At 70.9% G+C, this 26,599-nt stretch carries 22 protein-coding genes and 1 pseudogene; 2 read left to right on the top strand and 21 right to left on the bottom strand.

Features of this window, described 5'->3' with window-relative positions:
* The 8 genes and pseudogenes from AOJ26_RS44075 to AOJ26_RS02160 all read right to left on the bottom strand — a co-directional run.
* Positions 1-1,054 (bottom strand): annotated as a pseudogene (locus AOJ26_RS44075) (hypothetical protein); the annotation flags it as partial.
* Entirely contained in the window at positions 1,051-1,944 is an 894-nt protein-coding gene (locus AOJ26_RS02190) for an FAD binding domain-containing protein (protein ID WP_053846434.1), read from the bottom strand. The pseudogene AOJ26_RS44075 and the gene AOJ26_RS02190, both read right to left, overlap by 4 nt.
* Positions 1,945-2,189: 245 nt before the next feature.
* Positions 2,190-3,821 carry a beta-N-acetylhexosaminidase gene (locus AOJ26_RS02185; protein WP_053846433.1) on the bottom strand — a complete coding sequence of 544 codons (1,632 nt, stop codon included), beginning with the start codon at positions 3,819-3,821 and terminating at the stop codon, positions 2,190-2,192.
* Position 3,822: 1 nt separating this feature from the next.
* Complete coding sequence (locus tag AOJ26_RS02180; RefSeq protein WP_053846432.1) at positions 3,823-4,671, bottom strand: carbohydrate ABC transporter permease; 849 nt, start codon at positions 4,669-4,671, stop codon at positions 3,823-3,825.
* A complete protein-coding gene (locus AOJ26_RS02175; RefSeq protein WP_053846431.1) occupies positions 4,668-5,558 on the bottom strand; it encodes a carbohydrate ABC transporter permease in 891 nt (296 codons plus the stop codon). The genes AOJ26_RS02180 and AOJ26_RS02175 overlap by 4 nt, the downstream gene beginning before the upstream one ends.
* Complete coding sequence (locus tag AOJ26_RS02170) at positions 5,555-6,850, bottom strand: extracellular solute-binding protein (protein WP_053846430.1); 1,296 nt, start codon at positions 6,848-6,850, stop codon at positions 5,555-5,557. The genes AOJ26_RS02175 and AOJ26_RS02170 overlap by 4 nt, the downstream gene beginning before the upstream one ends.
* Before the next feature lie 182 nt (positions 6,851-7,032).
* Entirely contained in the window at positions 7,033-7,314 is a 282-nt protein-coding gene (locus AOJ26_RS02165; RefSeq protein ID WP_053846429.1) for a DUF3039 domain-containing protein, read from the bottom strand.
* Between the two features lie 29 nt (positions 7,315-7,343).
* On the bottom strand, positions 7,344-7,916 hold the full coding sequence (locus tag AOJ26_RS02160) for a YqgE/AlgH family protein (protein WP_020139023.1): 573 nt from the start codon (positions 7,914-7,916) through the stop codon (positions 7,344-7,346).
* A 254-nt stretch (positions 7,917-8,170) separates the two neighbouring features.
* On the opposite strand from AOJ26_RS02160, the gene murA reads away from it, so the two are divergent.
* Entirely contained in the window at positions 8,171-9,517 is a 1,347-nt protein-coding gene (murA, locus tag AOJ26_RS02155) for a UDP-N-acetylglucosamine 1-carboxyvinyltransferase (protein WP_053846428.1), read from the top strand.
* Positions 9,518-9,684: 167 nt separating this feature from the next.
* Here the strand turns inward: murA and AOJ26_RS02150 are convergent, their stop codons facing one another.
* The 6 genes from AOJ26_RS02150 to AOJ26_RS02125 form a co-directional block, all read right to left on the bottom strand.
* Positions 9,685-9,966, bottom strand: a complete 282-nt coding sequence (locus AOJ26_RS02150; protein ID WP_007382399.1) for an HU family DNA-binding protein — start codon at positions 9,964-9,966, stop codon at positions 9,685-9,687.
* Between the two features lie 327 nt (positions 9,967-10,293).
* The gene (locus tag AOJ26_RS02145) at positions 10,294-11,709 is read right to left on the bottom strand and encodes an NAD-dependent malic enzyme (protein WP_053846427.1); all 1,416 of its coding nucleotides are present in this window, start codon (positions 11,707-11,709) and stop codon (positions 10,294-10,296) included.
* A gap of 300 nt (positions 11,710-12,009) precedes the next feature.
* Positions 12,010-14,457: a HelD family protein gene (locus AOJ26_RS02140; RefSeq protein WP_053846426.1), complete on the bottom strand. Its 2,448-nt coding sequence runs from the start codon at positions 14,455-14,457 to the stop codon at positions 12,010-12,012.
* Between the two features lie 63 nt (positions 14,458-14,520).
* Entirely contained in the window at positions 14,521-15,300 is a 780-nt protein-coding gene (locus tag AOJ26_RS02135; protein WP_078959705.1) for an anti-sigma factor family protein, read from the bottom strand.
* 47 nt (positions 15,301-15,347) lie between these two features.
* Complete coding sequence (locus AOJ26_RS02130; RefSeq protein WP_010039908.1) at positions 15,348-15,869, bottom strand: sigma-70 family RNA polymerase sigma factor; 522 nt, start codon at positions 15,867-15,869, stop codon at positions 15,348-15,350.
* A 319-nt stretch (positions 15,870-16,188) separates the two neighbouring features.
* Positions 16,189-16,785, bottom strand: coding sequence for a CGNR zinc finger domain-containing protein (locus AOJ26_RS02125; RefSeq protein ID WP_053846424.1), 597 nt, complete (start codon positions 16,783-16,785; stop codon positions 16,189-16,191).
* Between the two features lie 210 nt (positions 16,786-16,995).
* Between AOJ26_RS02125 and AOJ26_RS02120 the strand changes: the two genes are divergently transcribed.
* Positions 16,996-17,478, top strand: coding sequence for a DUF1772 domain-containing protein (locus AOJ26_RS02120; RefSeq protein ID WP_053846423.1), 483 nt, complete (start codon positions 16,996-16,998; stop codon positions 17,476-17,478).
* Between the two features lie 217 nt (positions 17,479-17,695).
* Here AOJ26_RS02120 and AOJ26_RS02115 read toward each other — a convergent pair whose 3' ends face one another.
* The 7 genes from AOJ26_RS02115 to AOJ26_RS02085 all read right to left on the bottom strand — a co-directional run.
* Positions 17,696-18,850: a uroporphyrinogen-III synthase gene (locus AOJ26_RS02115; RefSeq protein WP_053846422.1), complete on the bottom strand. Its 1,155-nt coding sequence runs from the start codon at positions 18,848-18,850 to the stop codon at positions 17,696-17,698.
* Between the two features lie 141 nt (positions 18,851-18,991).
* Positions 18,992-20,374: a nitrate/nitrite transporter gene (locus AOJ26_RS02110; protein ID WP_053846421.1), complete on the bottom strand. Its 1,383-nt coding sequence runs from the start codon at positions 20,372-20,374 to the stop codon at positions 18,992-18,994.
* Positions 20,375-20,549: 175 nt separating this feature from the next.
* Complete coding sequence (locus tag AOJ26_RS02105; protein ID WP_234358407.1) at positions 20,550-20,888, bottom strand: hypothetical protein; 339 nt, start codon at positions 20,886-20,888, stop codon at positions 20,550-20,552.
* An 18-nt stretch (positions 20,889-20,906) separates the two neighbouring features.
* Positions 20,907-22,118, bottom strand: coding sequence for an acyltransferase family protein (locus AOJ26_RS02100; RefSeq protein ID WP_053846420.1), 1,212 nt, complete (start codon positions 22,116-22,118; stop codon positions 20,907-20,909).
* On the bottom strand, positions 22,115-24,316 hold the full coding sequence (locus AOJ26_RS02095; protein ID WP_053846419.1) for a glycosyltransferase: 2,202 nt from the start codon (positions 24,314-24,316) through the stop codon (positions 22,115-22,117). The genes AOJ26_RS02100 and AOJ26_RS02095 overlap by 4 nt, the downstream gene beginning before the upstream one ends.
* Entirely contained in the window at positions 24,316-25,290 is a 975-nt protein-coding gene (locus AOJ26_RS02090; protein WP_234358406.1) for a hypothetical protein, read from the bottom strand. The genes AOJ26_RS02095 and AOJ26_RS02090 overlap by 1 nt, the downstream gene beginning before the upstream one ends.
* 354 nt (positions 25,291-25,644) lie before the next feature.
* The coding region (locus AOJ26_RS02085) for a LysR family transcriptional regulator (RefSeq protein WP_053846418.1) at positions 25,645-26,599 on the bottom strand (955 nt) is incomplete at its 5' end.

Below are 26,599 nucleotides of genomic sequence, written 5' to 3'. Positions count from 1 at the left end.
GAGGAGCGTCCCGTGGACGCCGCGGACGGCGGGGACGGGCCGTGCCGTGCGGGTCGGCGAGGCCGGTGCCGTGAACGTCGGTGTGCGCGGAGTCCTGGGCCGCCTCGTGGGGGGCTTCGCCCGACTCGGGGTGCTGGGGGGCGTCGGCGACCGCATGGCCTCCCGGGTGCGCGGCGGACGGCATGCGCGCGTCGCCGGCCGGACCTGCGGTGCCGTGCGGGTCGTCGGACTCGCCGCCCGGTGCCTCACCGCCGGGCACGTGCGCGTGGCCGTCGCCGGCCGGACCGGCGTGCTCTTCGCCGGCCGTCCCGCCGTGCGCGTCGTCGAACCCGCCCCCGCGGCCCTCGTCGAACCCGCCGCCGTGATCGTCACCGAAGCCACCGCTGTGACCGTCGCCGAAGCCACCGCGCCCGTCGTCGAACCCGCTCCCGGGACCGTCGCCGTGCGGCACGTGCGCGTGCCGTTCCCCGGCCGGTCCGCCGTGCTCGGGTCCGGCGCCGGGGCCGCCCTGGGGCTGGTCCCCCCACGGCTGGGCCGGCTGGGTCGCCCAGGGCGCCGCCGCGCCGCCCGGCAGGGTCGCCGGAGGGGTGCCGCCCCACTGCTCGACCAGGGACGACGTGGTGAACTCGCCCGATTCGTCCGGGAGCTCGCCGCCTGCGACGGGGATCGACCACTGGCCGGTGACGTCGTGGCCCGGCGCGGGCGCGGCCGCGGTGTCCTCGACCTGCCACTGCTGGGTGGCCGCCGGGTTGTACGTGAACTGCCCGGTCTGGCCCTGCGGCAGGGTGCTCGGGTCGGGCCACTGCGCGCCCTCGGCCGGCGCGGTCCAGGCGCCCGGGTCGGTCCCGTCGCCCTGCGCGGCCGTTATCTGCGGCGGCACATAGCCGTGGCCGGGCGCGGCAAGCGGGCTGTCGGCGGAGGCCAGGAGGGCGTCGATACCCCCCTCGGGGAGCTTCACGAAGGCGGTCGCGCCGTCGTCGTAGTCGCCCTGGGGCAGCGGGTCCCAGCGGCCGGCGGCGCGGGGCGTGCCCTCTCCGTGCTGGTCGTCGGTCACGACAGTGCCCTCCCCAGTGCTCGTCGGGCCAGCGCGGCGACGGTGCGCCGCAGGTGCAGTACCGCGGGCGGATGCTGCGGCACGGAGCCGTCCGGGGCCGGTGCCGGGTCCGGGATGCAGGCCGCGGCGACGTACTCGCCGAAGGCCTCCAGGGCCTCCGGGACGATCGCGCGGTTGTTGTCCCAGTCGATGAGCCGGGCGACCCACTGCTCGGCGTCCAGGGGCCGCAGCGGCATCGGCGCTATGGCGCCGACGGCGCACCTGACCCCGCGCCGGGCCGGGTCGAGGACCAGCGCGACGGAGGCCATCGCGCGGCCCGGTCCGGTACGTCCGGTGACCTTGAGGAAGACCTGCGGGGCGTGCAGCAGCGGCACGCGCACGTAGCCGATGAGTTCGCCCGCGCGCAGCATCTCCATGCCGGCCAGCAGGTGCGAGACCGGCATCTCCCGGCGGGCTCCCTCGGGGCCCGCGATGATCAGCGTGGCCTCGAGGGCGGCGAGGACGGGCAGCGCGTCGCCCGTGGGGGCCGCCGAGGCGATGTTGCCGCCCAGGGTGCCGGCGTTGCGGATCTGCGGCGGGCCGGCGGCGCGGGCTGCGGCGGCCAGCGCGGGGATGAGGGCGGCGAAGTCGGGGCGGCCCATGCGCGCGTGCGTGAGTCCGGCGCCGAGCAGGGCGTGCCCGTCCTGGTACTGCCAGCCGCGGATCTCGCTGATCCGGCCGAGGCCCACGAGGGCGGCGGGCCTGAGCTGCCCGGAGTTGACGGCGGCCATCAGGTCGGTGCCGCCGGCGACGGGCACGGCGGCGGGCATCGCGGTGAGGGCCGCCACGGCCTCGTCCAGCGTCGTGGGCAGCGTGACGGCCTGCGCCGCCTGCGGTGCGTGCGTGGTCAAACCGGCTGCCCCTTCCCGCTGCCCCACCTGGTCCTGCTGGTCCTGCCTGCTTGTTGCCGTACGGTACGTGCTGACAGGGCGGACGTGGCAACTCTGGCACATCTTCGCAACACCCGAGGACAGGGGTCCGCCAGGAGGCGTCCGGCGGCATTCGCCCGCCCCATCAGGGAGATGGTCCGTTTTCGTCCGGGATCACCCGCACATGACGATTGACACTCTTCGGTGACTCTTGAGGTCTTTTTCCCCTACCTGTTCGGGGGCGTCCCCTCAAGGGGCCGGCCGAGCACTCCGGGCCGTTTCTGCCACGGCAGCGGTCCCGCGGGCGGCCGGTAGCCGACGCCCAGGGCGTCGAGCAGCGCGTAGTGGTCGGTCATCCGCCGCTCGAAGTCGGCGAAGTCCCGTTCCGCCGGGGCGGGCAGCGCGCTCCAGGCCACCTCGGCGAAGGCCACCAGCCGCGGGAACGCCTGGTAGTCCACGCGCCCTTGATCCTCCGTCACCTCGGTCCACAGGTTGGCCTGCGTGCCCAGCACATGCGCGGCCTCCGCCGCGGTGAGCTGCGGCGGAACGGGTTCGAAGCGGTAGACGTCCTCCAGGGTGCGGACGTACGCGATCGGCACCGGCTCGTCCTCGCCGGCGTCCTGGCGGTAGTCCAGGTACACGTGCTGCTCGGGGCACATGACGACGTCGTGGCCGGATCGTGCCGCCGCGATCCCACCCTGGTAGCCGCGCCAGGAGGAGACGGCGGCTCCCTCGGCGAGACCGCCCTCCAGGATCTCGTCCCAGCCGATGAGCCGGCGTCCGCGCGCGGTCAGCCACCGGTCGAAGTGGCCGATGAACCACGACTGGAGCCCGTCCTCGTCGGCGAGGCCGAGTTCCTTGATGCGGGCCTGGGCGGTGGGCGACTGCTTCCACTGGTCCTTGAGGCATTCGTCACCCCCGACGTGAATGAACTCCGAGGGGAACAGCTCCAGGAGTTCCTCGAACACCCCCTCGTAGAAGCGCAGGGTGTTGTCAGTGGGGGCGAGTACGTTTGCGGAGATGCCCCAGTTGTCCCAGACCGAGAGGGAGGACGTGTCGATGACATCGGTGTTGCCGAGTTCCGGGTACGCGGCGATGGCGGCCTGCGAGTGTCCGGGCACGTCGATTTCGGGGACGACGGTGATATGCCGTTCGGCCGCGTAGGCGACGATCTCCCGGATGTCGTCCCGGGTGTAGAAACCGCCGTGCGGCTTCTCCTCCCACAGCGGTGAGGCCCGGTGGCCGAATTTGGTGCGCGCCCGCCATGAACCCACCTCGGTGAGCCGGGGGTACCTCTCGATCTCGATCCGCCAGCCCTGGTCGTCCGTCAGGTGGAAGTGGAAGACGTTGAGTTTGTGCGCGGCCATCAGGTCGAGGTAGCGCAGGACCCCGTCCTTGGGCATGAAGTGCCGGGCCACGTCGAGCATGAGGCCGCGCCAGCGGAAGCGCGGGGCGTCCTCGACGGTCTGGTGCTGGACGCCGTACTGGAGGCCGGGTGCCACGGGCGCGCGCCGGAAGGCGTCGGGGCCGAGGAGCTGACGGAGCGACTGGGCGCCCCAGAAGACCCCGGCCGGGCCGCCGCCCGTGATCTCGACGCCCCACCCGGCGGTGACCTTCAGCCGGTAGCCCTCCGGGTCCAGGGTGTCGTCGAGGCGCAGCGTGAGCGTGTTCTCGGCGCCCTCCTGTCCGGGCGGCAGCGGCAGGCCGAGGGCGGCACCCAGGGTGGAGCGCAGCCACCGCTGTGTGTTCCCGGTGCCGGGCGCGCCCCACAGGGCGGTCTCCGGTCCGAACACGAAGCCGCACGCCGTGGGCCCCTCGACGGCGCGGGGCGCGGGAATCAGTCCTGCCAATGAAGTCACGTCAGTCCTTGACCGCTCCGCCCAGCCCCGAGACCAGGCGTCGCTGTACGAGTACGAAGAACACCAGCACCGGAATGGTCATCACCGTCGACGCGGCCATCACCCCGCCCCAGTCGGGCTCGTCCGGCTTGTAGAAGACCAGCAGGGCCATCGGCAGTGTCGACTGCGAAGTGTCGCTGATGATGAAGGACTTGGCGAAGAGGAAATCGTTCCAGGCCGAGATGAAGGAGAACACGCTGGTGGCCACCAGGCCGGGGAGGACGAGCGGGAAGAGAATCCGCCACAGGAATCGCGCGCGGCTCGCCCCGTCGATGCAGGCGGCCTCCTCCAGAGTCTCCGGTACGGCCTTCACGAACCCTCTCAGCATCCAGATCGCGAAGGGCAGCGAGAAGGCGATGTGGGGCAGCACCAGCGAGCCCAGCGTGTTCAGCAGACCGAAGTCCCGCATCTGGAAGAACAAGGGGATGGTGAGGGCCTCCACGGGCACCATCTGGGCCACCAGAAACATGATCAGCAGGGTGGTCCGGAAGCGGAAGCGGAATCGCGTCACGGCGGTCGCCGCGAGAAACGCGATCAACGCGGAGACGATCACGACACTGCACGCGACGAGCAGGCTGTTGACGAAATACCGACCGAAATCCTGCTGCCCGAACACGCGCCGGAAGGAATCCAGCGAGGGCGCGAGCGTCCAGGGCCGGGGCTCGGTCGACTCGATCTCCGAGGCCGGTCTGAAGGCGCCGAGGACCATCCAGTAGAGGGGGAAGGCGACGACGACGGCGATGAGGAGCGCCGAGGCCTCGGCGGCCGTGCGCCAGGGCCGCCGCAGAAGATCCGGACGCGGAAGATTCACAGTTCCTCCCCCTGGCGGTGGAGCAGCCGCAGGTACACCAGTGTGACGGCGAGCAGGATCAGCAGCATCACGACCCCGATCGCCGAGCCGAGGCTGTACTGCGAGGAGGCGAACGCCTGCTGGTAGGCGTAGACGTTCAGGACGAGGTTCTGGCCCGCGATGCCGCCGCCGTTCGTCATGACGTAGATCTGCGTGAAGACCTTGAAGTCCCAGATGACCGACTGGATGGTGACGACGGTCAGGACCGGGCGCAGCATCGGCGCGAGCACGGACCGCCAGATCCGCCACTGCGAGGCCCCGTCCAGCGCGGCGGCCTCCAGCACTTCGGCCGGGACGGCCCGGATCCCGGCGTAGACGGTGACCATCACGAACGGGAAGGAGCACCAGACGACTTCGAGCAGGACGAGGAGGAAGGCGCTGAGCCGCCCGTACGTCCAGGAGTGGTCGCCGAGTCCCAGCAGCCGGTTGACCGGGCCGAAGTCGGGGTCGAAGAGGAACAGCCAGACCGTGGAGCCGGTCACCGCGGGGGTCGCCCACGCCCCGAGCGCGGCCAGCATCAGCGCCAGCCGCGGCAGGGCACGCACGCGGGTGAGGAGCACCGCCAGCGCGCATCCGACGGCGAGCGTCGAGACGACACAGGCCGCCGCGAACAGCACGGTGGCCAGCAGCACCTGCCAGAACTCCGGGTCGGAGAACAGCGCCGAGTAGTTCCCGAACCCCTGGAAGGCGGTCGGCGCTCCGCCGCTGACCTGGGCCTGGGTGTACTCGAAGAGGGAGATCAGGCCGAGTTGGTAGACGGGGTAGACGAGCAGGCCGCCGAGGACGGCGAGGGCGGGGGCGAGATAGAGCCACGGGGTCCAGGTGGCGCGGGTGTTCACCGAGGTCACCCGGCGGTGGAGAACGCGTCGTCCATCTTCGTCGCCGCTTCCTTCGAAGCCGCCGCCACGCTCTTCCGGCCGCTGATGACCTCCTGGAACATCGTCGGCAGCACCAGTGAGGAGTCGATCCGCGACCATCCGGGGGACGCGGGCATGAATCTGGTGCCGGCCGCGAGGGTCCGCGCGAACGGCTCCACGTACGGCCGTTCGGCCGCCGCCTGCTGCCGGACGTCCGCGAACGTCGGCAGGAAGCCCATCGCGTCGAACATCGCCGCCTGCGTCCTCTTCGACGTGAGCTGCTCCATGAGCCGGACGGCCAGCGTGCGGTGCGAGGTGCTCTTCAGCACCCCGATGTTGTTGCCGCCGGCGAAGGCGGGAGCGATCGACCCGGCGGTGACCCCGGGCAACGGCACCACGGCGTACTTGCCCTTGACCTTGCCGGCCTCCACCGCCGCATGGCTGAAGTCACCCCCGATCGCCATGCCCGCCTTGCCCGCCGCGAACGCGGTGACGGTGTCGTTGCCGCCCATGCCGGCGCACTTGGCGGCGGGGCAGTTGTCGTCGGTGAAGAGCGAGGTGTACTCCTTGATGCCCTTCCGCGCGGCCGCGCCGTCGATCGCGGAGGCGTACGAGCCGCCCTTGCCGGTGGCGAGTTCGCCGCCGTTCGCCCAGATGAAGGGCATCGCGCCGTAGGTGTAGGCGCCGCCGACGACGAGGCCGTACAACTCGGGCTTCGCGGCCCGGATCCTGCGGGCCGTGGAGGCCAACTCGGCCATGTTCTTCGGGACTTGCAGACCGAGCTCCGCGAAGACGTCGGTCCGGTAGTACAGCGCGCGAACGCCGACGTAGAAGGGCGAGCCATACACCTTCCCGTCGACGGTGACCGAGGTCCTCGCCGTGGGGTCGGTGTCCTTCGCCTCGCTCCAGTCGCCGAACTCCCCGGTGACGTCGAGGAGTCCGCCGTCCTTGACGTAGCCGGCGGTGTCGGTGTTGCCGTACTCCATCACGTCGGGCGCGGAGGAGGGGTCGTTGAAGGCGGCCTTGACGCGCTGGGCGCGGGTCTCGACGGGGATGTACTCGACGTCGACCTCCGTGCCCTCGTGGGCCTTCTCGAAGGCGGTGACGACCGAGTCGACGACCTTCTCCTTCGGCTTGTTGCCGACCTCCTGGAAGAGCCAGACACGCAGGGTTCCGGTCTTCTCGTCCTTGTCGGAGGCGGAGTTGGAGGAGGTCTGGGGCGCGCAGGCGGTGACGACCAGGGCGGTCAGGAGGAGTGCGGGAAGGTGGGGGGAGAGCTTCATGGAGTGGTCCTCCGAGCGTGCGTTGCAACATGTGCAATGACGGTTTCGCTCAACGCAACGGAGGTTATGGCTTGCATGAACACGCCCACAAGAGGTCTCCACCACTTCGTGACACGCGAAAGGCCTCCGAGGCGTGCGGAACACGCCTCGGAGGCCTCGTGAAGCTCAGTCGGGCCGGACGGCTACTTGTCGCCGCCCTTGCCCTCGTCGTCCCCGGAGCCCATGGACTCGTAGATCTCCTTGCACATGGGACACACGGGGTACTTCTTGGGATCGCGGCCGGGTACCCACACCTTGCCGCACAGCGCCACGACGGGGGTCCCGTCGAGGGCGCTCGCCATGATCTTGTCCTTCTGGACGTAGTGGGCGAAGCGCTCGTGGTCGCCGTCGCCGTGGGAAGTCTGCGGCGTGGGCTCGACGAGGGTCCCCGTACCAGTCCCGCGCTCGGGCTCGAGAGTGCTCATAAGCCCAAGAGTACTGAAGCTCACATGGATCAGTTGAGCGAAGGGTCGTCCGGGTACGTGGCCACCATCGCCAGCTCGTTGCGCTGGCGGCGCAGCACCTCGCGCCAGAGTCTCTCCGGGGCCGGGGAGGAGACGTCGCCGGGCTCCGACTCGACGACGTACCAGGCGCCCTCCACCAGCTCGTCCTCCAGTTGGCCGGGGCCCCAGCCGGCGTACCCGGCGAAGATGCGCAGGCTGCCGAGGGCCGAGGCGAGCAGCTCCGGCGGGGCCTCCAGGTCGACCAGTCCGATCGCGCCGTGCACCCTGCGCCAGCCCAGCGGCGCCCCGTCGACGGCCCCGCCGCCGGGGATGACGGCGACCCCCAGGGCCGAGTCCAGGGAGACCGGGCCGCCCTGGAAGACGACTCCGGGTTCGCCGGCGAGGTCGGCCCAGCCCTCCAGGATGTCGCCGACGTCCACCGGGGTGGGCCGGTTGAGGACGACGCCGAGGGAGCCCTCCTCGTCGTGGTCGAGAAGGAGCACCACCGCACGGTCGAAGTTCGGGTCCGCCAGGGCGGGCGTTGCCACGAGCAACCGCCCTGTGAGCGAGGACACCTCGGTCATGCCAGACATGATCCCGCATCTTCCCTCCGCGTGGGGAGGCAATGCCCCGACGACGGTGGATGCAGCTCAGAGCGCACCGGTGCGCCGTGAGCGCACGCCGGGCGCCGGTGACCCCATGTGCCCGGCGGCTAGCACGCCGTGTTGTGACAGAGCTATGACGTGACTGAGCGGCACTTGGGCTTACAGAAGGGGGGTGGGCGGCGATTACCCTTGTCCCTTCTGGCCCCTGCCCGACTCATCGGAACGCGAGATACATGACCGTCAACGGCTCTGACGACGTACTGCTTGTCCACGGCGGAACCCCGCTGGAGGGCGAGATCCGTGTCCGCGGTGCGAAGAACCTCGTACCGAAGGCCATGGTCGCCGCCCTGCTGGGCAGCGAGCCGAGTCGACTGCGCAACGTTCCGGACATCCGTGACGTGCGTGTCGTACGCGGGCTGCTGCAACTGCACGGCGTGACGGTCCGTCCGGGTGAGGAACCGGGCGAGCTGGTGATGGACCCGACGCACGTCGAGAGCGCCAATGTCGCTGACATCGATGCCCACGCGGGTTCCAGCCGTATCCCGATCCTGCTGTGCGGCCCGCTGCTGCACCGGCTCGGGCACGCCTTCATCCCCGGTCTCGGCGGCTGCGACATCGGCGGCCGGCCCATCGACTTCCACTTCGAGGTGCTGCGGCAGTTCGGCGCGACGATCGAGAAGCGCGCGGACGGGCAGTTCCTGGAGGCGCCGCGGCGCCTTCGCGGCACGAAGATCCGGCTGCCCTACCCGTCCGTCGGCGCGACCGAGCAGGTGCTGCTGACGGCGGTCCTCGCCGAGGGCGTCACCGAGCTCTCCAACGCCGCGGTGGAGCCGGAGATCGAGGACCTCATCTGCGTGCTGCAGAAGATGGGCGCCATCATCGCGATGGACACCGACCGGACCATCCGCGTCACGGGCGTGGACCGGCTCGGCGGTTACAACCACCGCGCCCTGCCGGACCGCCTGGAGGCCGCCTCGTGGGCGTCCGCCGCGCTGGCGACCGAGGGCAACATCTACGTCCGCGGCGCCCAGCAGCGCTCGATGATGACGTTCCTGAACACCTACCGGAAGGTGGGCGGTGCCTTCGAGATCGACGACGAGGGCATCCGGTTCTGGCACCCCGGCGGCCAGTTGAAGTCCATCGCGCTCGAAACGGACGTGCACCCGGGCTTCCAGACGGACTGGCAGCAGCCCCTGGTCGTCGCGCTCACCCAGGCCACCGGCCTGTCGATCATCCACGAGACGGTCTACGAGTCCCGCCTCGGCTTCACCTCCGCGCTGAACCAGATGGGCGCGCACATCCAGCTCTACCGCGAGTGCCTGGGCGGCTCCGACTGCCGCTTCGGCCAGCGCAACTTCCTGCACTCGGCGGTCGTCTCGGGCCCCACCAAGCTCCAGGGCGCCGACCTGGTCATCCCCGACCTCCGCGGTGGCTTCTCGTACCTGATCGCGGCCCTCGCGGCCCAGGGCACGTCCCGGGTCCACGGCATCGACCTCATCAACCGCGGCTACGAGAACTTCATGGACAAGCTCGTGGAGCTCGGAGCAAAGGTCGAACTGCCGGGCAAGGCGCTCGGCTGACACCGGTCGCACGGACGCCGATGGGGCGGTCACCCGGACTCGGGTGACCGCCCCATCGGCGTTGTGCTGTGCGCCCCCGAAGGGGCGCGGGGAACTGCGCGACCAGCCACGGCGGTCCCGTCAGCCGAAGGACGGCCCGCAGTCACCCGGCGCTCGAAGCGGAGCGCTTACTTGCCCTTGGCGGCTTCCTTGAGCTTGGAGCCCGCCGAAACCTTGACGCTGTAGCCGGCCGGGATCTGGATCGGGTCACCGGTCTGCGGGTTGCGCGCGGTGCGAGCGGCACGGTGGGTGCGCTCGAAGGTCAGGAAGCCGGGGATGGTGACCTTCTCGTCGCCCTTGGCGACGATCTCGCCGACGGTCTCGGCGAACGCGGCCAGAACGGCGTCGGCGTCCTTGCGGGTCACCTCGGCGCGGTCGGCCAGCGCGGCCACCAGCTCACTGCGGTTCATGTTGTTACTCCCGTGTTCTTCTTGCCGTTGGGGTGTGCCACGCGGCGGAGCCGCACACGAGGCACAGCGAAGCCGATGCGCTCGCGCCCAGGGACGCATCCTGCCCCTACCTGCTGCGGGAAAGCCAATCCGGCACCCGTAGGACTCGCATGAACACCCTAGGGGGTCACACGAACAGAGGCCTGGGCGTGGCGCCACCCTAGAGGGTGGCGCGAAGCCCCCGGTTTCGCGACGCGCCGGGCCGGAGGACCGCCGTGGCAATCCTCACAGCCGAACAAACATACGACTACCACTGTAGACGCGGCTCCCCAGGCCCGGTCGGGGGCCCTACGCCGTCGCGCCCGCGGCCTTCGCCGCGTCCCGCACCGCCCCGGCCACCGCGCCCGCGACCTTGTCGTTGAAGACGCTCGGGATGATGTAGTTCGGGTTCAGCTCGTCCTGGGTGACGACGTCCGCAAGGGCCTTCGCGGCCGCGAGCATCATCTCGGTGTTGACCGTGCGGGACTGCGCGTCCAGCAGGCCGCGGAAGACGCCCGGGAAGACCAGCACGTTGTTGATCTGGTTCGGGAAGTCGGAGCGGCCGGTGGCCACGACGGCCGCCGTCTGCCGGGCGATCGCCGGGTCGACCTCGGGGTCGGGATTCGCGAGCGCGAACACGATCGCGCCCTCGGCCATGGCGGCCACATCGGCGCCGTCGAGGACGTTCGGGGCCGAGACGCCGATGAAGACGTCGGCGCCGCGGACGGCCTCCTTCAGCGTCCCCGTCAGGTTCTCGGGGTTGGTGTTGTCGGCGATCCAGCGCAGCGCCGAGCCGGGAGCCGCGTCGACGAGGTCCTCGCGGCCGGCGTGCACGACGCCGTGGATGTCGGCGACGACGGCGTTCTTGACGCCCGCCGCGATCAGCAGCTTGAGGATGGCCGTACCGGCCGCGCCGGCGCCGGACATGACGACCCGGATGTTCTCGATCGCCTTGCCGGTGACGCGCAGTGCGTTGGTCAGGGCGGCGAGGACGACGATCGCGGTGCCGTGCTGGTCGTCGTGGAAGACGGGGATGTCAAGGGCCTCGCGCAGCCGGGCCTCGATCTCGAAGCAGCGGGGCGCGGAGATGTCCTCGAGGTTGATGCCGGCGAACCCGGGGGCGATCGCCTTGACGATCTCGACGATCGCGTCCGTGTCCTGGGTGTCCAGGCACAGCGGCCAGGCGTCGATGCCGGCGAACCGCTTGAAGAGGGCCGCCTTGCCCTCCATGACCGGGAGGGCGGCCTTGGGGCCGATGTTGCCCAGGCCCAGCACGGCCGAGCCGTCCGTCACGACCGCAACGGAATTGCGCTTGATGGTGAGGCGGCGGGCGTCCTCGGGGTTCTCGGCGATCGCCATGCACACGCGGGCCACGCCCGGGGTGTAGATCATGGAGAGGTCGTCGCGGTTGCGGATGGGGTGCTTCGACGCCATCTCGATCTTGCCGCCGAGGTGCATCAGGAACGTACGGTCGGACACCTTGCCGAGCGTGACGCCCTCGATGCCGCGCAGCTCCTCGACGATCTCGTCGGCGTGCTTGGTGGAGCTGGCCGCGATGGTGACGTCGATCCGGAGCTTCTCGTGGCCGGACGCGGTGACGTCGAGGCCGGTCACCGAGCCTCCGGAGGACTCCACGGCGGTGGTGAGCTGCGAGACGGCGGTTCCGCTCGCGGGCACCTCCAGCCGGACCGTCATCGAGTAGGAGACGCTGGGCGCCGTTGCCATGGCCGACTTCCTCTGCTTTCACCTGTACTGCTGATGCCGTCCGATCGTCGCACCTACTGATGAGTAGGCGTTAGCCGCCCCGGATTGCGGACGTTTTGTTCACGAGGGCGTTCATACGAAAGAGGCCCACGTCACATGGACGTGGGCCTCTCACCAGGTCAGTGACACCGACCCGCCATGCTCGCCTCGCGGCAAGTGGTCGCTCGTAGCGACGAAGGTTGGGCCCGGGGGCTTGGATCGGGCCGGTGTCACATCCAGGCTAACAAACAGATCCCGAAAGACCATTCCCGTGCGGAGAGTTCAATCTCTCAGCAGATCCGGCACGCCTTCCGCGTTCGGCTGGTCGCGCTCCGCCGAGACCACCGTGAGCTGCTGGGTGGCCCGGGTGAGGGCGACGTAGAGCACCCGCAGTCCGGCGGGCGACTCGTCGGCGATCTCGGCCGGGGAGACGACCACGGTGGCGTCGTACTCCAGGCCCTTGGCCTCCAGACTGCCGAGCGCCACCACCCGGTCACCGAGTCCGGTGAGCCAGCGGGCCGCCTCCTCTCGGCGGTTCATGGCGACCACGACACCGACGGTGCCGTCGACGAGGCCGAGGAGCCGGGCCGCCTCCTCGCGGACGGTCTCGCCCAGCGACCTGCGCACGCCGGTGCCGCGTCCATGGTTCGTGGTCACGAACCGGGGCTCGACGCCGGTGGACCGTACGGCCCGCGGGGACTCGGCGCCCGGCATGGCAAGGGCCAGCACCTTGGCCGCGAGGTCGGCGATCTCGGAGGGGTTGCGGTAGTTGACGGTGAGCTGGAAGCGGCGGCGGGGCCGGGTGCCGAGGGCCTCGTCGCGGGCCTCGGCGGCCTCGTCGGGGTCGGACCAGGAGGACTGCGCGGGGTCGCCGACGACCGTCCAGGTGGCGTGCCGGCCGCGGCGGCCGACCATGCGCCACTGCATCGGCGTGAGGTCCTGGGCCTCGTCGACGATGACGTGGGCGTACTCGACCCGCTCCTGGGCGAGCCGCTCGGCCCGCTCGCGCTGCGACTCCTCGCGCACCGGCATCAGCTCCTCCAGGCCGGTGAGCTGGTCGAGCGGGTCCAGCTCGCGCCGCTTGCGCGGGCGGGCGGGGGCGCCGAGGACGGCCTGGAGCTCGTCGAGCATGGCGATGTCGTGCACGGTCAGGCCGTCCCGCCGGAGCGAGCGGGCGACCCGGCGGATTTCGCCGGGGTTGAGGATGCGGCGGGCCCAGCGGCCCAGGCGCCGCTCGTCGGCCATGGCGGCGAGGACGGCCCTCGGGGTGAGCTCGGGCCACCAGGCGTCGAGGAACTCGATGAAGCTGTCCTCGGCGGTGATGTCCTCGTCGAACGAGGACCGCAGCTCGGCGGCCAGCTCCGGATCGGTGTGCCGGCTGCCCGCCCCGGAGCGCGCCCACAGCGCGTCCAGGAGCAGCTTGCGGGCCCGGGGCCGCAGCAGGTTGACGGGCGCGGTGCCGCCGAGGGCGTTGCGGCGGATACGTTCCAGCTCGTCCGCCTCCAGCTCCAGCCTCCGCCCGAAGGCGACGACGCGCAGGCGGTTGGGGGGTCCGGCCTCAGGTGCTACGGCGGTACCGGCACCGCTTCCTTCCCCGGCACCGCCGTCGAGGTCACCGGCGTCCCCGAAGGAGAGCTGCCCGGAGTCGGAGGGGCCCGGGGCGGCCCTGCCCGAACCGTCGGCGCCCAGCTCCAGGACCCCCCGCGCCGCCTTCCGCAGCACCTTGAGCATCCGGTACGAGCCCTTGGCGCGGGCCACCGCCGGGGAGTCGTACAGGGTGGCCTCGACGCCGTCGACCAGGGAGCCGATCGCCCGGATGGCGACCTGGCCCTCCTCGCCGAGGGAGGGCAGGACGCCCTCGGTGTAGGCGACCAGCAGGGGGGTGGGCGAGACGATGAGGATGCCGCCGGAGTAGCGGCGGCGGTCCTGGTAGAGCAGGTAGGCCGCGCGGTGCAGGGCCACGGCGGTCTTGCCGGTGCCGGGCCCGCCCTCGACGTATGTCACGGACGCGGCGGGGGCGCGGATGACCAGGTCCTGCTCGGCCTGGATGGAGGCGACGATGTCCCGCATGGTGTGGCTGCGGGCCTGGCCGAGCGCGGCCATGAGGGCGCCGTCGCCGATGACGGGCAGCTCGTGGCCGTCGAGGAAGGCCGTGAGCTCGGGGCGCATGAGGTCGTCCTCGACGCCGAGGACCCTGCGGCCCTTGGAGCGGATGACCCGGCGTCGTACGACACGCCCGGGATCCACCGGAGTGGACCTGTAGAAGGGCGCGGCGGCCGGGGCGCGCCAGTCGATGACGAGCGGCGCGTAATCGGAGTCGAGGACCCCGATCCGGCCGATGTGCAGGGTCTCCGCGATGTCGGCGGTGTTGTCCTCGCGGACCGCGCCCTCGGCGGGTTCGACGGCGGTGTAGGCGCCGTCGGGCCCCTTCTTGCCGTCCTTGCCGGGGAGCAGGTCGATGCGGCCGAAGAGGAAGTCCTCGAACTCGTTGTTGAGCCGGTTGAGGTGGACGCCGGCCCGGAAGACCTGGGCGTCCCGCTCGGCGAGCGCGCCGGGCGTGCCGACCTGGCCACGCTTGGCCGCGTCGTTCATCAGGAACTCCGCCTCGTGGATCTTCTCCTCGAGGCGCCGGTAGACCCGGTCCAGATGTTCCTGTTCGACGCTGATCTCACGGTCCCGAACCGAGTCCTGAACCGAGCCGACCGCGGTTGGTTGAGCCTGAGCGGCCACCGGGCCCCCTTCTGACGTGCTGGGCAGCCGTCAACCGTACGCGAAGGGGGCCCCGGCGGGAAGTTACGCGTCGACCTGGACGAGCTTGTTGCCGTCCGAGTCCACGACCTCGAAGTGATCGATCTCGTTCTGGGCCGGAGCGACCGCGCCGCCGATGTAGAGCGGCTTCTTGGACTCCTCGGTCTTGCCGTCCGGGATGCCGTAGCCCCACTTGCCGACGGACCAGGTGGACGCCGTCCAGCGCTCACCGTTGGTGCCGACCGCGATCAGCGAGCACTTGAGCGGTCCCTTGACCCCCTTGAGCTCCAGGCCCAGCGAGGTGCCCCAGTTCTTCTCCTGCATGGCGACGGTCGCGCTGACGCCGGTCGTGGAGTCGGTGGCGGACACCTTGTCGCGCATGGACTCGAAGAGTTCCTTGGGGGTGGCCGCCAGGACCTGGCCCTGCTTGGCCCCGCCGTCCGAGTCGCCGCCGCTCGCCGCCATCGCGACGAACGGGCCGCCGATGATCAGCGCGGCCGCGGCCGCGACCATGTAGAAGCTGCGGCGCCGCTTCTGCGCCCGGCGCTCGGCGACCTCGTCCACGAGCTTGTTCACGATCCGCGGACTGGGCTTGGCGGACAGCGACTCCCCGATCGCGGGGGTGCCGGAGCCCGGCAGGTCCGCGAGGGCGGCGAGCATCGGCTCCATGCCGGCGAGCTCGTCGAGCTGTTGCGCGCACCACTCGCAGGTCGCGAGATGGGCCTCGAAGGCGGTTGCCTCGGCGTCGTCGAGGATTCCGAGGGCGTAGGCGCCGACGGTCTCGTGCTCGTTCGGCACCGGAGATCCCATCATGGAGCCAGACATACCCGAACCACCTGTGCCGAATCCCTGGTTACCCCCGTAAACACCCATCACGCTGTCACCCCCCGCTCCTCCAGTGCGAGCTTCATCGACCGCAGGGCGTAGAAGACCCGCGAGCGGACGGTTCCGCTGGGGATGCCCAGGGTCTCGGCCGCCTCGTTGACGGTACGCCCCTTGAAGTACGTCTCGACGAGCACCTCCCGGTGGGCCGGGGTCAGGTCGTCGAGCGCGTCCGACAGCGTCATCAACCACAGCGCCTTGTCGATCTCGTCCTCCGCGGGGATGACCTCCAGCGGCGACGGATCGACCTCCTGCGGCCGGGCCTGCCGGCTGCGGTGGCCGTCGATGACGATGCGCCGGGCGACCGTCACCAGCCAGGGGCGTACCGATCCGGTCGCTCGATTGAGCTGTCCGGCATTCTTCCAGGCACGGATGAGTGTTTCCTGCACCACGTCCTCGGCTCTCTGGCGGTCACCCGCGACCAGACGAAGGACGTACGCAAGGAGAGGTCCGGCGTGCTCCCGGTACAGGGCACGCATCAGCTCCTCATCAGGTTCCGAGGGCTGGGACATGCGATGTCGGGCCCTCGATCCACGTTCATTGGCCACGACGGAATCCTTGCGCACGCCCACCTCCGATGTCCGGGGGTTCCCCCAGTCGGTCGCTCGACTACGGGTACGCACGCGATGAGTTGGATGTTCAAAGGGTGGCGACAGTTTTCTGCTGAGTGACGTGACGAGACAGGACATGCGCGCACATTCCCGCCGCGCGATCTTTACATTTCCGCCACACGGGCAAGATCACGACTACGGCCCGTGAGGTTGAGCGGGTAAACGACATGTAATCGAAATCACTTCGACAGCCGCTCCACAGAAGGGACATAACGACCAGTCAGGTCCGTGAGAGGGCCGCGCGCCGACGATGCCGGGCCACCCTTTCGCGGTTCCCGCAGACCTCACTGGAGCACCAGCGCCTCCTGCGCCCCCGTGACGTGTCGAGGTAGACGATGGGACAGTTGTCCCCTTCGCACTCTCTGATCGCCGCCCGCGCGACGGGGTCCGTGAGCAGTTCCACGGCGTCCCTGGCGATCGCCCCGAGCAGGGCCGCGCAGTCGGGCGGACCGTCCAGCTCGCGCACCAGCGAGCCGTCCTCGCCCGGTACCGCGCGCGGGGCGGGCGGTGCGGCACGGGCGGCCTCGTTGACGTGGGCGAGCGCGAGGTCGTAGCCGGGTCCGGGGGTGTCCCGGGAGGCGCCCCGCACCAACTGTCCGATCCGTCCCCGCAGTTCGCGGAAGGACACGAGCCAGGAGGGGTCCGCGTGTGTCAGGTCCGTCCCCCGCGGCACCAGCCCCGAACCGACGATCCAGGCGCCGAGCACCCCGGTCGAGTCGAGGCGTTCCCCGGGGTGGGTGGTCGCGAGGAGGTCGAGACAGATCCGTCCGGCGTCGAACCGCAGCTCGTACGCGACCGTGGCCGTACCCAGTGCCATGTGCCTGTCACCGCCTAGGGGTGCCCCGGTCGGATGGGGTCGGTGAGGTGCTTCAAGGCTGTGCGGGGCTGTTCCGGGGCTCCCTCCCACAGTGCCTTCCCGCCCCCGCCGCCGGAACCCCCCGTACCGGGAGCGGTGTCTGGACGCGCACGTATGCGGGGGCGCGTCTCGGCCATGTCGGCACGGCGGACGGAGTCCTTGACTGGCCGCATGACACAGAGCAGCAGGAGCAACGGCCTCGTCCTGGGCGCGGCCACGGTCGCCACCGGCCTGATCGCCGGGGCCTTCTACGTCTTCGCGTGCGCGGTGATGCCGGCCCTGGCCCGCAGCGACGACCGGGTCTACGTCACGGTGATGCGGGACATCAACGAGGTCATCCAGAACCCGGTGTTCTTCCTGAGCTTCCTGGGCGCCCCGCTGCTCACGGCGGTGGCGGCGTGGCAGGCGCGGGGCGGGAGCCACCGGAGGTGGGTGTGGGCGGCCCTGGCGGCCTCCGCCCTGGCCTTCCTGGTCACGGTCGCCTTCAACATCCCCCTCAACGACGCGCTCGCGGGCGACGGCGACCCCGCCGCCCTGCGCGAGGAGTTCGAGGACCCGTGGGTGGCGTGGAACGTGGTGCGGGCGGTGTTGCTGACGGTGGCGACGGGGCTGCTGGTGAAAGCCACCGGCAGCCGTGCGCCCGCGGCCGACTGACCGGGAGTCGGCGTACTTCGCGGCCGACCGACCAGGAGCCGACGTCCTTCGCAGCCCACCGACCAGCAGCCGACGTCCTTCGCAGCCCACCGACCAGCAGCCGACGTCCTTCGCAGCCCACCGACCAGCAGCCGACGTACTTCGCAGCCCACCGACCAGCAGCCGACGTACTTCGCAGCCCACCGACCAGGAACCGACGTCCTTCGCGGCCGTCTGACTAGGAGTCGGCGTACTTCGCGTCCGCCGCCGGGTCCAGGGCGAGGCGGTAGCCCCGCTTCACCACCGTCTGGATCAGCTTCGGGGCGCCGAGGGCCGTGCGGAGGCGGGCCATCGCCGTCTCCACCGCGTGTTCGTCACGGCCCGCCCCCGGCAGCGCCCGCAGGAGCTCCGCCCGGGACACCACCCACCCGGGCCGCCGGGACAGCGCCCTCAGCAACGACATCCCCGCGGGCGGCACCGGCCGCAGCTCCCCGTCGACCAGCACCGCGTGCCCCCGGATCTCCACCCGGTGCCCGGCGATGGGCAAGGACCGGGCCCGGGCGGGCAGTTCCTGGCAGAGCAGCTGCACGAGCGGTCCGAGCCGGAAGCGCTCGGGCGAGACCGTCTCCACCCCCCGCGCCTGCAACGGCAACGCCGTCACCGGTCCGACACACGCCGGCAGCACATCGTGGTCGAGCGCGGCGAGCAGCTCCGGCAGCAGGCTCCGGTCCTCGGCGCGGGACAGCAGCGAGGCCGCGGCCGGCGCGCTCGTGAACGTCAGCGCGTCAAGGCCCCGCGAGACCGCCGCGTCCAGCAGCCGGTCCACCGGCCCGATGTCCTCCGGCGGCATCCACCGGTACACCGGCACCCCCACGACCTCCGCTCCCCCGGCCCGCAGCGCCTCCACGAACCCGGGCAAGGGCTCGCCGTGGAGCTGGATGGCGACCCGGCGCCCCTCGACGCCTTCCTCCAGGAGCCGGTCCAGCACCTCGGCCATGGACTCGGACGACGGCGACCAGTCCTCCGTCAGCCCCGCGGCCCGCACCGCCCCCTTGACCTTCGGCCCGCGCGCGAGCAGCTCCACCTCGCGCAGCCGGGCGAGCAGCGGCTCCCCCAGCCCCCATCCGTCGGCGGCCTCGACCCACCCCCGGAAGCCGATGGCCGTGGTGGCCACCACCACGTCCGGCGCCTGGTCGATCAGGTCCTTCGTCGCCGCCAGCAGTTCGCTGTCGTCGGAGAGGGGCACGATCCGCAGGGCCGGGGCGTGCAGGACCGCGGCCCCGCGGCGCTGGAGCAGCGCACCGAGTTCGTCCGCCCGGCGCGCGGCCGTGACTCCCACGGTGAACCCCGCGAGGGGGCCGTGTCGCTCTGCTGCCTGCTGTTCCTCGTACATGGCTCTCGTCCCGCACTCGAGTCGTCGTACACAGTCGTACGTGGGTCGTACGTGGTCGTACGTGGGTCGTCCCTACATGCCGACCGAGCCTGTCAACGGCTCGTGACAGGCTCGGTTCCGGTTCATGTCGCCAGTGTTACGTCACACCTCGGCATAGCTGAGCTGCGGCTTCGTCTCGGCGGCGGCCGTGGTCGTCCCCTTGGCGGCCGTACGGCGAAGGTATACGGCCCAAGTGACCCCGAAGCAGGCCGCGTAGAAGGCGAGGAAGGCGACGAACGCGCCGGTCCCGGAGCCGTAGGAGAGGAAGGACTGGCGGAAGGCGAGGTTGATGCCGACACCGCCGAGCGCGCCGACCGCGCCGATCAGGCCCATGGAGGCACCGGAGAGGCGACGCCCGTAGGCGGCGGCCGCTTCGCCCTCCAGCCCCTTGCCGAGGGCCTTGGCGTGGAAGATGCCGGGGATCATCTTGAACGTGGAGCCGTTGCCGAGGCCGCTGAGGACGAACAGGACCACGAACGCCACGGTGAACAGTCCGAGCGACTTCTCCATGCTGGCGGCGATGAGGACGGCGGTGGCGGCGGCCATCGCCACGTAGTTCCACAGCGTGATCTTGGCGCCGCCGTACTTGTCGGCCAGCGCGCCGCCCACCGGGCGGATCAGCGAGCCGAGCAGCGGGCCGATGAAGGTGACGTAGGCCGCCTCCAGCGGGGTCCGGCCGAACTGGTTCTGCAGCACCTGCCCGAAGGCGAAGCTGTAGCCGATGAACGAACCGAACGTGCCGATGTAGAGGAAGGACATGATCCAGGTGTGGCCGTCCCGCGCGGCGTCCTTCGCGGCCCCGGTGTCGTTCTTCACGTTCTCGATGTTGTCCATGAAGAGCGCGGCGAGGACGGCGGCGACCAGGATCAGCGGGATGTAGATGCCGAGCAGCACCCGGGGTCCGCCGCTGGCGCCGATGATCGCGAGGGCGGCCAGCTGGATGACTGGGACGCCGATGTTGCCGCCGCCGGCGTTGAGCCCGAGGGCCCACCCCTTCTTGCGGAGCGGGAAGAAGGCGTTGATGTTCGTCATGGACGAGGCGAAGTTGCCGCCTCCGATACCGGCCAGCAGACCGACCAGGAGGAAGGTGCTGAACGAGGTACCCGGCTCCATCACGGTGAACGCGGCGATGGTGGGGACGAGGAGCAGGCTGGCCGAGATGACCGTCCAGTTCCGCCCGCCGAAGATCGCGACGGCGAAGGTGTAGGGGACGCGGACGACGGCGCCGACGAGCGTGACCATCGACGTGAGCAGGAACTTGTCGGCCGGGGTCAGCCCGTACTCCGGGCCCATGAAGAGCACCAGCACGGACCACAGGGTCCAGACCGAGAACCCGATGTGCTCGGAGAGCACGGAGAAGAGCAGGTTCCGCTTGGCGACCTTCTCTCCGGTCTCCTTCCAGAACGTCTCGTCCTCCGGATCCCACTGCTGGATCCAGCGACCGCCCCTGCTCGGGGGTGCGGGGGCTGTACTAGGGGCTGTCATGACGCCTCCACGGTGCGACGGGCTCAGGTCCTGCTACGACTGGCTGATCCCGAAAGTAGGGAGGGCGCGTTTCCTGCCTGTGTTTCGCCGGGTGACCGGAAAGGAACTTTGCTCTCACCCCGGCGGCGGGCGGGATGAGAGGTCGTGGGGGCTTTGTGTTACGAAGACCTCCGCGTCAGTACTCGTCGTCCTGGGAGTTCTCGTAGTCCTCAAGGATCCGCAGCCCGAGATCGGACTCCCAGTCCAGGGCCCAGCGCCGCAGCTCGGCGATCTCGCCGGGACCGAGCCCGAGGGCGGCGAACTCCTCGTCACCGACCCAGACGACGCCCTCCAGGCGGTCACGCAGTTCGGCGAGGTCGAAGTCGCCCTCGCCGCGCGCCCCCAGTTGCTCCAGCTCGATCACGGAGTAGTGGCGGCAGGCCGCGTACACGTCGACGACGTCCCGCGGCATCCCCCGGTCGTGGAGATCGCGCACACTCGCGACCGCCGCGTCCTCCAGCTCCTCGTCCTTCAAGGGTGCGCCCGTGAGCCGTCAGGCCCCGTGGGCCGCCCGCGCCGTCGGCCTCCCCCGCTTGGCCCCGTTCGGCCACACCCGCGGCCTCCTCCTCGCCGCCAGATCCTCGATCCACCCGAACGCCAGGATCGCGAGGCCGATCAGGGGCCACACCAGGAAGAACATCCACAGCGTGTCCGTCGAGTCGAGCGCGGCCACCGCGCGGTCGCTCTGCATGAAGGGCAGGCGGTAGGCCAGGTCGATGATCGGGACCGTGGCCATGATGAGCAGGTTGTGCCAGAGGTAGATCGTGACGGCACGGTTGTTGGAGAGGGTGACCAGTCTGTCCCAGCGGGCCAGGCGGCCCGGGAGTTCCTGCCAGGACGGGGAGTACTGGAGGAGGATCACCACGAAACCGAAGGACCAGGCCGCCTGGGCGAGGGGGATGTCGTTCAGGTCCCAGCCCTCGGGGCCGAGGTGGCCCGACGCCCACCACAGGCCGAAGGACATCACCAGGAACGAACCGGAGACCGCGAGATAGCGCGGGACCTTCGCCAGCACTCCCTCGTGGTGCGCGAAACCGAGGACCCAGCAACTGCCGTAGACCGCGAAGTCGGTGACCGCGTTGCCCAGTTCACCGGGGATGGTCACCAGTCCCGTGCCCACGACGGCCGTCAGCGCCAGCGGGGCCAGCAGCGTCGCCCACGGCACCCTGCGGAACGCCCACAGGAGCAGCGGGGACGCCAGCACGAACCACAGGTACGCGCGGAGGTACCACAGCGGGCCCACCGCCTGGTCCGCCCACGTGCTCTCCAGCAGGTCGTTCGGGAAGCCGACCTCCCAGGGGTACGGCGGCGCCCCGATCGGGACGACGTAGTTGACCAGCTCCAGCAGGCCCCAGGTGCCGCTGTGGTCCGGGTCCTCCGAGAGCTTCCAGCCGCCCAGGAACATCAGCGGCAGCACCACCGCGCCGAACGCCCAGAGGGGAGGCAGGAGTCGGCGGATCCTGCCCTTGACCACGCTCAGGGCGGGGCGGTTCAGCGACCGCGCCATGAGCGAGCCCGCCAGCGCGAACATCACGCCCATCGACGGGAACAGCACGGTCAGCCAGGCCCAGCCGAAGAGGTGGTACAGGACCACCCGGACCAGGGCGAGGGAGCGGAGGAGGTCCAGGTACCGGTCCCGGCCGGGCTTCCTCGCATCCGCCTCGGGCGCCGGAACAGCAAGTCCCGCCGTGTACTCCTGGGTCATCCGACCGGCCTCCGCTCGTCGCTCTCACTGCTCGCCCGTGGCCTCGGCACCGGTCCGCCCGGTGCCTCGACGACTCCCGTGCGGCGCAGCTTCTGCCAGCGCAGGCGGCCCCCGGTGAGGGCCGTGATCCAGGACTGGAGCAGTACGACGTACATGAGCTGGCGGTAGAGGATCTGCTGCAAGGGCAGCGAGATCAGGTGGGTCATGCGTTCCCGGTCGAGGCGGAACGCGTAGGCGGCGCAGACCGCCTGGATGGCGAGGACGCCCAGCCAGGCCAGGATCGTCTTCCCGGTCGGGCCGAACACGACGCCGTAGAGCAGGAACACGTCGATCAGGGGGGCCAGCAGGGGGGCCACGACCATGAACAGCGAGACCAGCGGGAGACCCACGCGGCCGAAGCGGCCCGACGGGCCCCGCTCCACCAGCGCGCGCCGGTGCTTCCAGATGGCCTGCATGGTGCCGTACGACCACCGGTAGCGCTGGGACCAGAGCTGCTGGACGGACTCCGGTGCCTCCGTCCAGGCGCGCGCCTTCTCGGCGTAGACCACGCGCCAGCCGTCCCGGTGCATGGCCATGGTGATGTCGGTGTCCTCGGCGAGCGTGTCGTCGCTCATGCCGCCGACGCGTTCCAGGGCGGAGCGGCGGAAGGCTCCGACCGCGCCCGGGATCGTCGGCATGCAGCGCAGGACGTCGTACATCCGGCGGTCGAGGTTGAAGCCCATCACGTACTCGATGTGCTGCCAGGCGCCGATCAGCGAGTCGCGGTTGCCGACCTTGGCGTTGCCGGCGACGGCTCCCACGCGCGGGTCGCCGAAGGGCTGGACCAGCTCGCGGACCGTGGACGGTTCGAAGACGGTGTCGCCGTCCATCATCACGATGATGTCGTGCCGGGCGTTCGCCAGACCGCGGTTGAGGGCGGCCGGCTTGCCCGCGTTGAGCTGGCGCACGACCCGGACGTTCGGCAGGCCCATCGCCTCGACGATCCGGGCGGTGCCGTCGCTGGAGCCGTCGTCGATGACGAGCACCTCGATGGGGTGCTCGCTCGCCATCAGGGAACGGACGGTGTTCTCGATGCACTTGGCCTCGTTGTACGCCGGGACCAGCACCGACACCGGCTCGGTGACCGGCTCGCCCCAGCGGAAGTCCTTGCGGCGCACCCGGCGGGCGTGGATGCCCGAGAGCAGCAGCATGAGGACGAAGCGGCCGATGACCAGGGAGCCGATGATCGACAGCCCGACGACGAGGAAGTCGGTGATGTGCTCGGAAGCCTGGACCAGGAAGATCCACGCCTTGCCCTTCCACAGTTCGGGTCCGGCGACCGCGGTGTGCGCGGTGGGCGCGTCGAGGGCCTCGGTGAGGTTGTCGAACTCGTAGCCCTTGTCCTTCATGTCGGGCAGGAACCGGTCGAGCGCCTGGACCGTCTGGTGGCGGTCGCCGCCGGAGTCGTGCATCAGCACGATCGCGCCCTTGCCGTTCTTCGGCGTGGCGTTGCTGATGATCTTCCGGACTCCGGGCTTGCGCCAGTCCTCGCTGTCGGTGTTGTTGACGACGGTGATGTAGCCGCGGGTGCCGATGTACTCGGTGACCGGCCAGGACTTGTTGTCCATGGCGTCGGCGAAGGAGGAGTACGGCGGCCGGAACAGCGAGGTGCGGATGCCGGCCGCGCCGGCGAGCGCGAGCTGGTTCTGGGAGAGCTCCCAGTCGATGCGCTTCTTCGACTGGAAGGACAGGTCGGGGTGGTTGAAGGTGTGCAGCCCGACCTCGTGGCCCTCGTCGACCATGCGCCTGACGAGGTCCGGGTAGCGGGAGGCCATGGTGCCGGTGACGAAGAAGACGGCGTGCGCGTGGTGCTTCTTCAGGACGTCCAGGACCCTGGGGGTCCAGGTCGGGTCGGGGCCGTCGTCGAAGGTGAGGACGAGCCGGTGGTCGGGCATCTTGAGGCTGGTGGCCTTGCCGCTGCGGGTGTCGATCACCGGGCCCCCGTCGATGATCTTCTCCGGCACCTTGTCGGAGGAGGCCTCGGGCTGGATGCGGTGGTCGGCGAGGATCTCGCTGTGGACGTAGCCGCGCAGCATCAGCATCGCCATGAGGGCGACGAGGACGAGCACGGGCAGCAGCAGGCGCATGGGCAGGCGACGGCGCCTGGAGCCGTCGGGGGCTCCTGGTGCGGCCCCCGGGCGGCGGGTGCGGGATGCCATCAGAGGATGTACTCCGGGGACGGGGAGGTGAGCGGGGCGCCCGAAGGTACGGGAGCGGAGGTGCCGGGTGCCGATGTCGGGGACGTCTCCGACGCGATGGGCGAGGGGTCGGCCGGGCCGTCGGCGACCGTGCCGGGCCCGGCGCTGTCACCGCCCGTGGTCTGGGTCGGGGCGACCGAGGGGTCGGGGCTGGTGGTGACGGGCGGAGTGACCGAGGGGCTGGGCGGCGGGGTGACCGACTGCGTCGGCTGTGTCGACGGGTCGGCGCTGGCCGACGGGTTGCCGCCCGGCCGGGTGGCCGTGGCCGGCGCGTCGGCGGACGCCCCCGGTCCGCCCGGGCTCACCGTGGCCCCGGGGGCGGTGCCGCTGACTCCGGGAGCCGGTGTCATCCCGCCGCTGACCGTCGGGGTGGTTCCCGGGACGACTCCCGCGTCGGCCGAGGGTTCGGTGGACTCGGCCGGCATCGGGCTGGTGTCGACCTTGCCGGCCGGGGCGTCGTCCTTGGGGCCGTTCATCGGGATCCAGGGCGCGTTGGAGTTGCCGGACAGCAGGGTGACGACGATGACGACGGCGTAGACCGCGCAGGCCAGGCCGACGGCCATGCCGATCCGGCGGAAGCGTCGGCTGCGCCGGCCGGACTCGTCGACGAAGACCGGGCCCTCGGAGCCCTCGGTTCCGCCGTCGCCGCCGGAGCGGCCCTCGATACGGTCCTGGCCGTTCAGGCTGATCGCGTCGAGCTGGACGGTCACCTCGTGCGGATCGTGGGAGCCGCCGGCACCGACGCCGGACTCGTCCCAGGGATCGCGTACGACGACTCTGCGGCCCGCGGGTTCCGGTTCGTCCCCGGTGTGGTCCGCTCTCGGGGCCCCGGGGAAGTCCCGGTCTCCGTCCGGTCCCGCCGGTGTCCCGGAGCGGTCGGCCGTCGGTTCGGGGCCCTCGGTCCCGACCGAGCCGAAGAGGCCGGCGGCCGGCACTCCGGCTGAACCGGTCGATCCCTTCGAGTAGGTCGAGTCGGTCGACCCGGTCGATCCTTCCGATCTTGCCGAGCCGGTCGAGGCAAACCCTCCGGTTTCCGGGAACGTCTGGGTGGCGCCCCCCGTCGTCGGGATGTCCTGGGTGCCTGATGCGACCTCGGGCCATTCCGGTTGGGCGTCTTCTCGCCAGTTTTTCACGCGCACGCACATCCCCCACGGGCTGATCTGGGCGCGCTTTCGACCTTGAGCACACGTCGGCTGAACCGGGCCCCCACCCGGTCCGAGCGCCCCCCTTACCACACCGTGCTCAGGCCACGAATGTAGCGCACACGGAGGATCCATGTTTGCCACGTGTCATTTGTGGATGTTCATATCGGCCTCATCGATGGCTGGAATCCATCCATCCGACGGTCTGCTGAGCCAACCGTGTTCGACGGACAGTTCGATCGCGGCACGACGGAGGGCGTCGAAGGCGGGGTGCACCAGACCCCTGCGCCACACCAACGACACGGGCGACAGCGGCACCGGCTCGACCAGCGGACGCAGCACCGTGGCGGGCATGGCCGGAAAATCCAGGACCACGAGAACCGGGTTGCGGATCTTCGCCATGAGCCGCTGGAACTCCTCGTCGCCGACCGCGAGCGGCATCGGCGGGGCGATCCGGATGCCCCGTCCTTCGAACAGCCGACGAGCGAGATCGGTCCATTCCGGAGTTCGCGGATTTCCGGCCCCCGCGTACACGGTCTCGCCCTCCAGCGCGGCGAGCGGCACCCGCTCCAGGGGGGCCAGCCGGTGGTCCTCGGGCAGGACGAGGGCCATGGGCTCGTAGCGCACGGGCTGGTGGTCCAGGCCCGCCCGCAGCGCCGGGTCCAGACCGGCGAACCGGCCGAACGAGGCGTCGAGGCGACCGGCGAGCAGCTCCGCCGCCGCGCCCGTCAGCCCGCTCTCGTAGCGGGCCATCAGCTCCTGGTCGGGGGCCAGTTCCCGGGCCCGCAGCAGGACGGCGCGGGCGGTGGCCTGGTCGGGGAAGTTCAGGTCCACGAGCAGGGGGCGGGCCTGCGCGAACGCGGCGAGCAGCTCGTCCTGGGCGTCCAGGGCGCGGCGGGCGTACGGCACCAGCCGCTCGCCGTCGGCGGTCAGTGTCACCTGCCGGGTGGTGCGCACGAACAGCTCGGCACCCCACTCCCGCTCCAGCCGCCGCACATCACGGCTGAGCGCCTGCTGGGCGACGTACAGCCGGGCCGCCGCGCGCGTGAAGTGGAGCTCGTCGGCGACGGTGAGGAAGGCGCGCAGGAGGCGGGGGTCGAGG

It is taken from the genome of Streptomyces sp. NRRL B-24085 (genome assembly GCF_001282115.1).
GTDB lineage: Bacteria > Actinomycetota > Actinomycetes > Streptomycetales > Streptomycetaceae > Streptomyces.
The sequence above is the reverse complement of the archived record's forward strand: the minus strand, read 5'-3'. Positions and strand labels throughout refer to the sequence as shown.

Bases quoted from the DNA above. Each gene is read 5' to 3' on its own strand.
- AOJ26_RS02160 (WP_020139023.1), bottom strand. From the start codon at position 7,916: ATGACCGAGGTGTCCTCGCTCACAGGGCGGTTGCTCGTGGCAACGCCC.
- AOJ26_RS02110 (WP_053846421.1), bottom strand. From the start codon at position 20,374: ATGACAGCCCCTAGTACAGCCCCCGCACCCCCGAGCAGGGGCGGTCGC.
- AOJ26_RS02100 (WP_053846420.1), bottom strand. From the start codon at position 22,118: ATGACCCAGGAGTACACGGCGGGACTTGCTGTTCCGGCGCCCGAGGCG.
- AOJ26_RS02170 (WP_053846430.1), bottom strand. From the start codon at position 6,850: ATGAAGCTCTCCCCCCACCTTCCCGCACTCCTCCTGACCGCCCTGGTC.
- AOJ26_RS02130 (WP_010039908.1), bottom strand. From the start codon at position 15,869: ATGTCCCAGCCCTCGGAACCTGATGAGGAGCTGATGCGTGCCCTGTAC.
- AOJ26_RS02125 (WP_053846424.1), bottom strand. From the start codon at position 16,785: ATGGCACTGGGTACGGCCACGGTCGCGTACGAGCTGCGGTTCGACGCC.
- AOJ26_RS02150 (WP_007382399.1), bottom strand. From the start codon at position 9,966: ATGAACCGCAGTGAGCTGGTGGCCGCGCTGGCCGACCGCGCCGAGGTG.
- AOJ26_RS02145 (WP_053846427.1), bottom strand. From the start codon at position 11,709: ATGGCAACGGCGCCCAGCGTCTCCTACTCGATGACGGTCCGGCTGGAG.
- AOJ26_RS02095 (WP_053846419.1), bottom strand. From the start codon at position 24,316: ATGGCATCCCGCACCCGCCGCCCGGGGGCCGCACCAGGAGCCCCCGAC.
- AOJ26_RS02135 (WP_078959705.1), bottom strand. From the start codon at position 15,300: ATGTCTGGCTCCATGATGGGATCTCCGGTGCCGAACGAGCACGAGACC.
- AOJ26_RS02165 (WP_053846429.1), bottom strand. From the start codon at position 7,314: ATGAGCACTCTCGAGCCCGAGCGCGGGACTGGTACGGGGACCCTCGTC.
- AOJ26_RS02120 (WP_053846423.1), top strand. From the start codon at position 16,996: ATGACACAGAGCAGCAGGAGCAACGGCCTCGTCCTGGGCGCGGCCACG.
- murA (WP_053846428.1), top strand. From the start codon at position 8,171: ATGACCGTCAACGGCTCTGACGACGTACTGCTTGTCCACGGCGGAACC.
- AOJ26_RS02115 (WP_053846422.1), bottom strand. From the start codon at position 18,850: ATGTACGAGGAACAGCAGGCAGCAGAGCGACACGGCCCCCTCGCGGGG.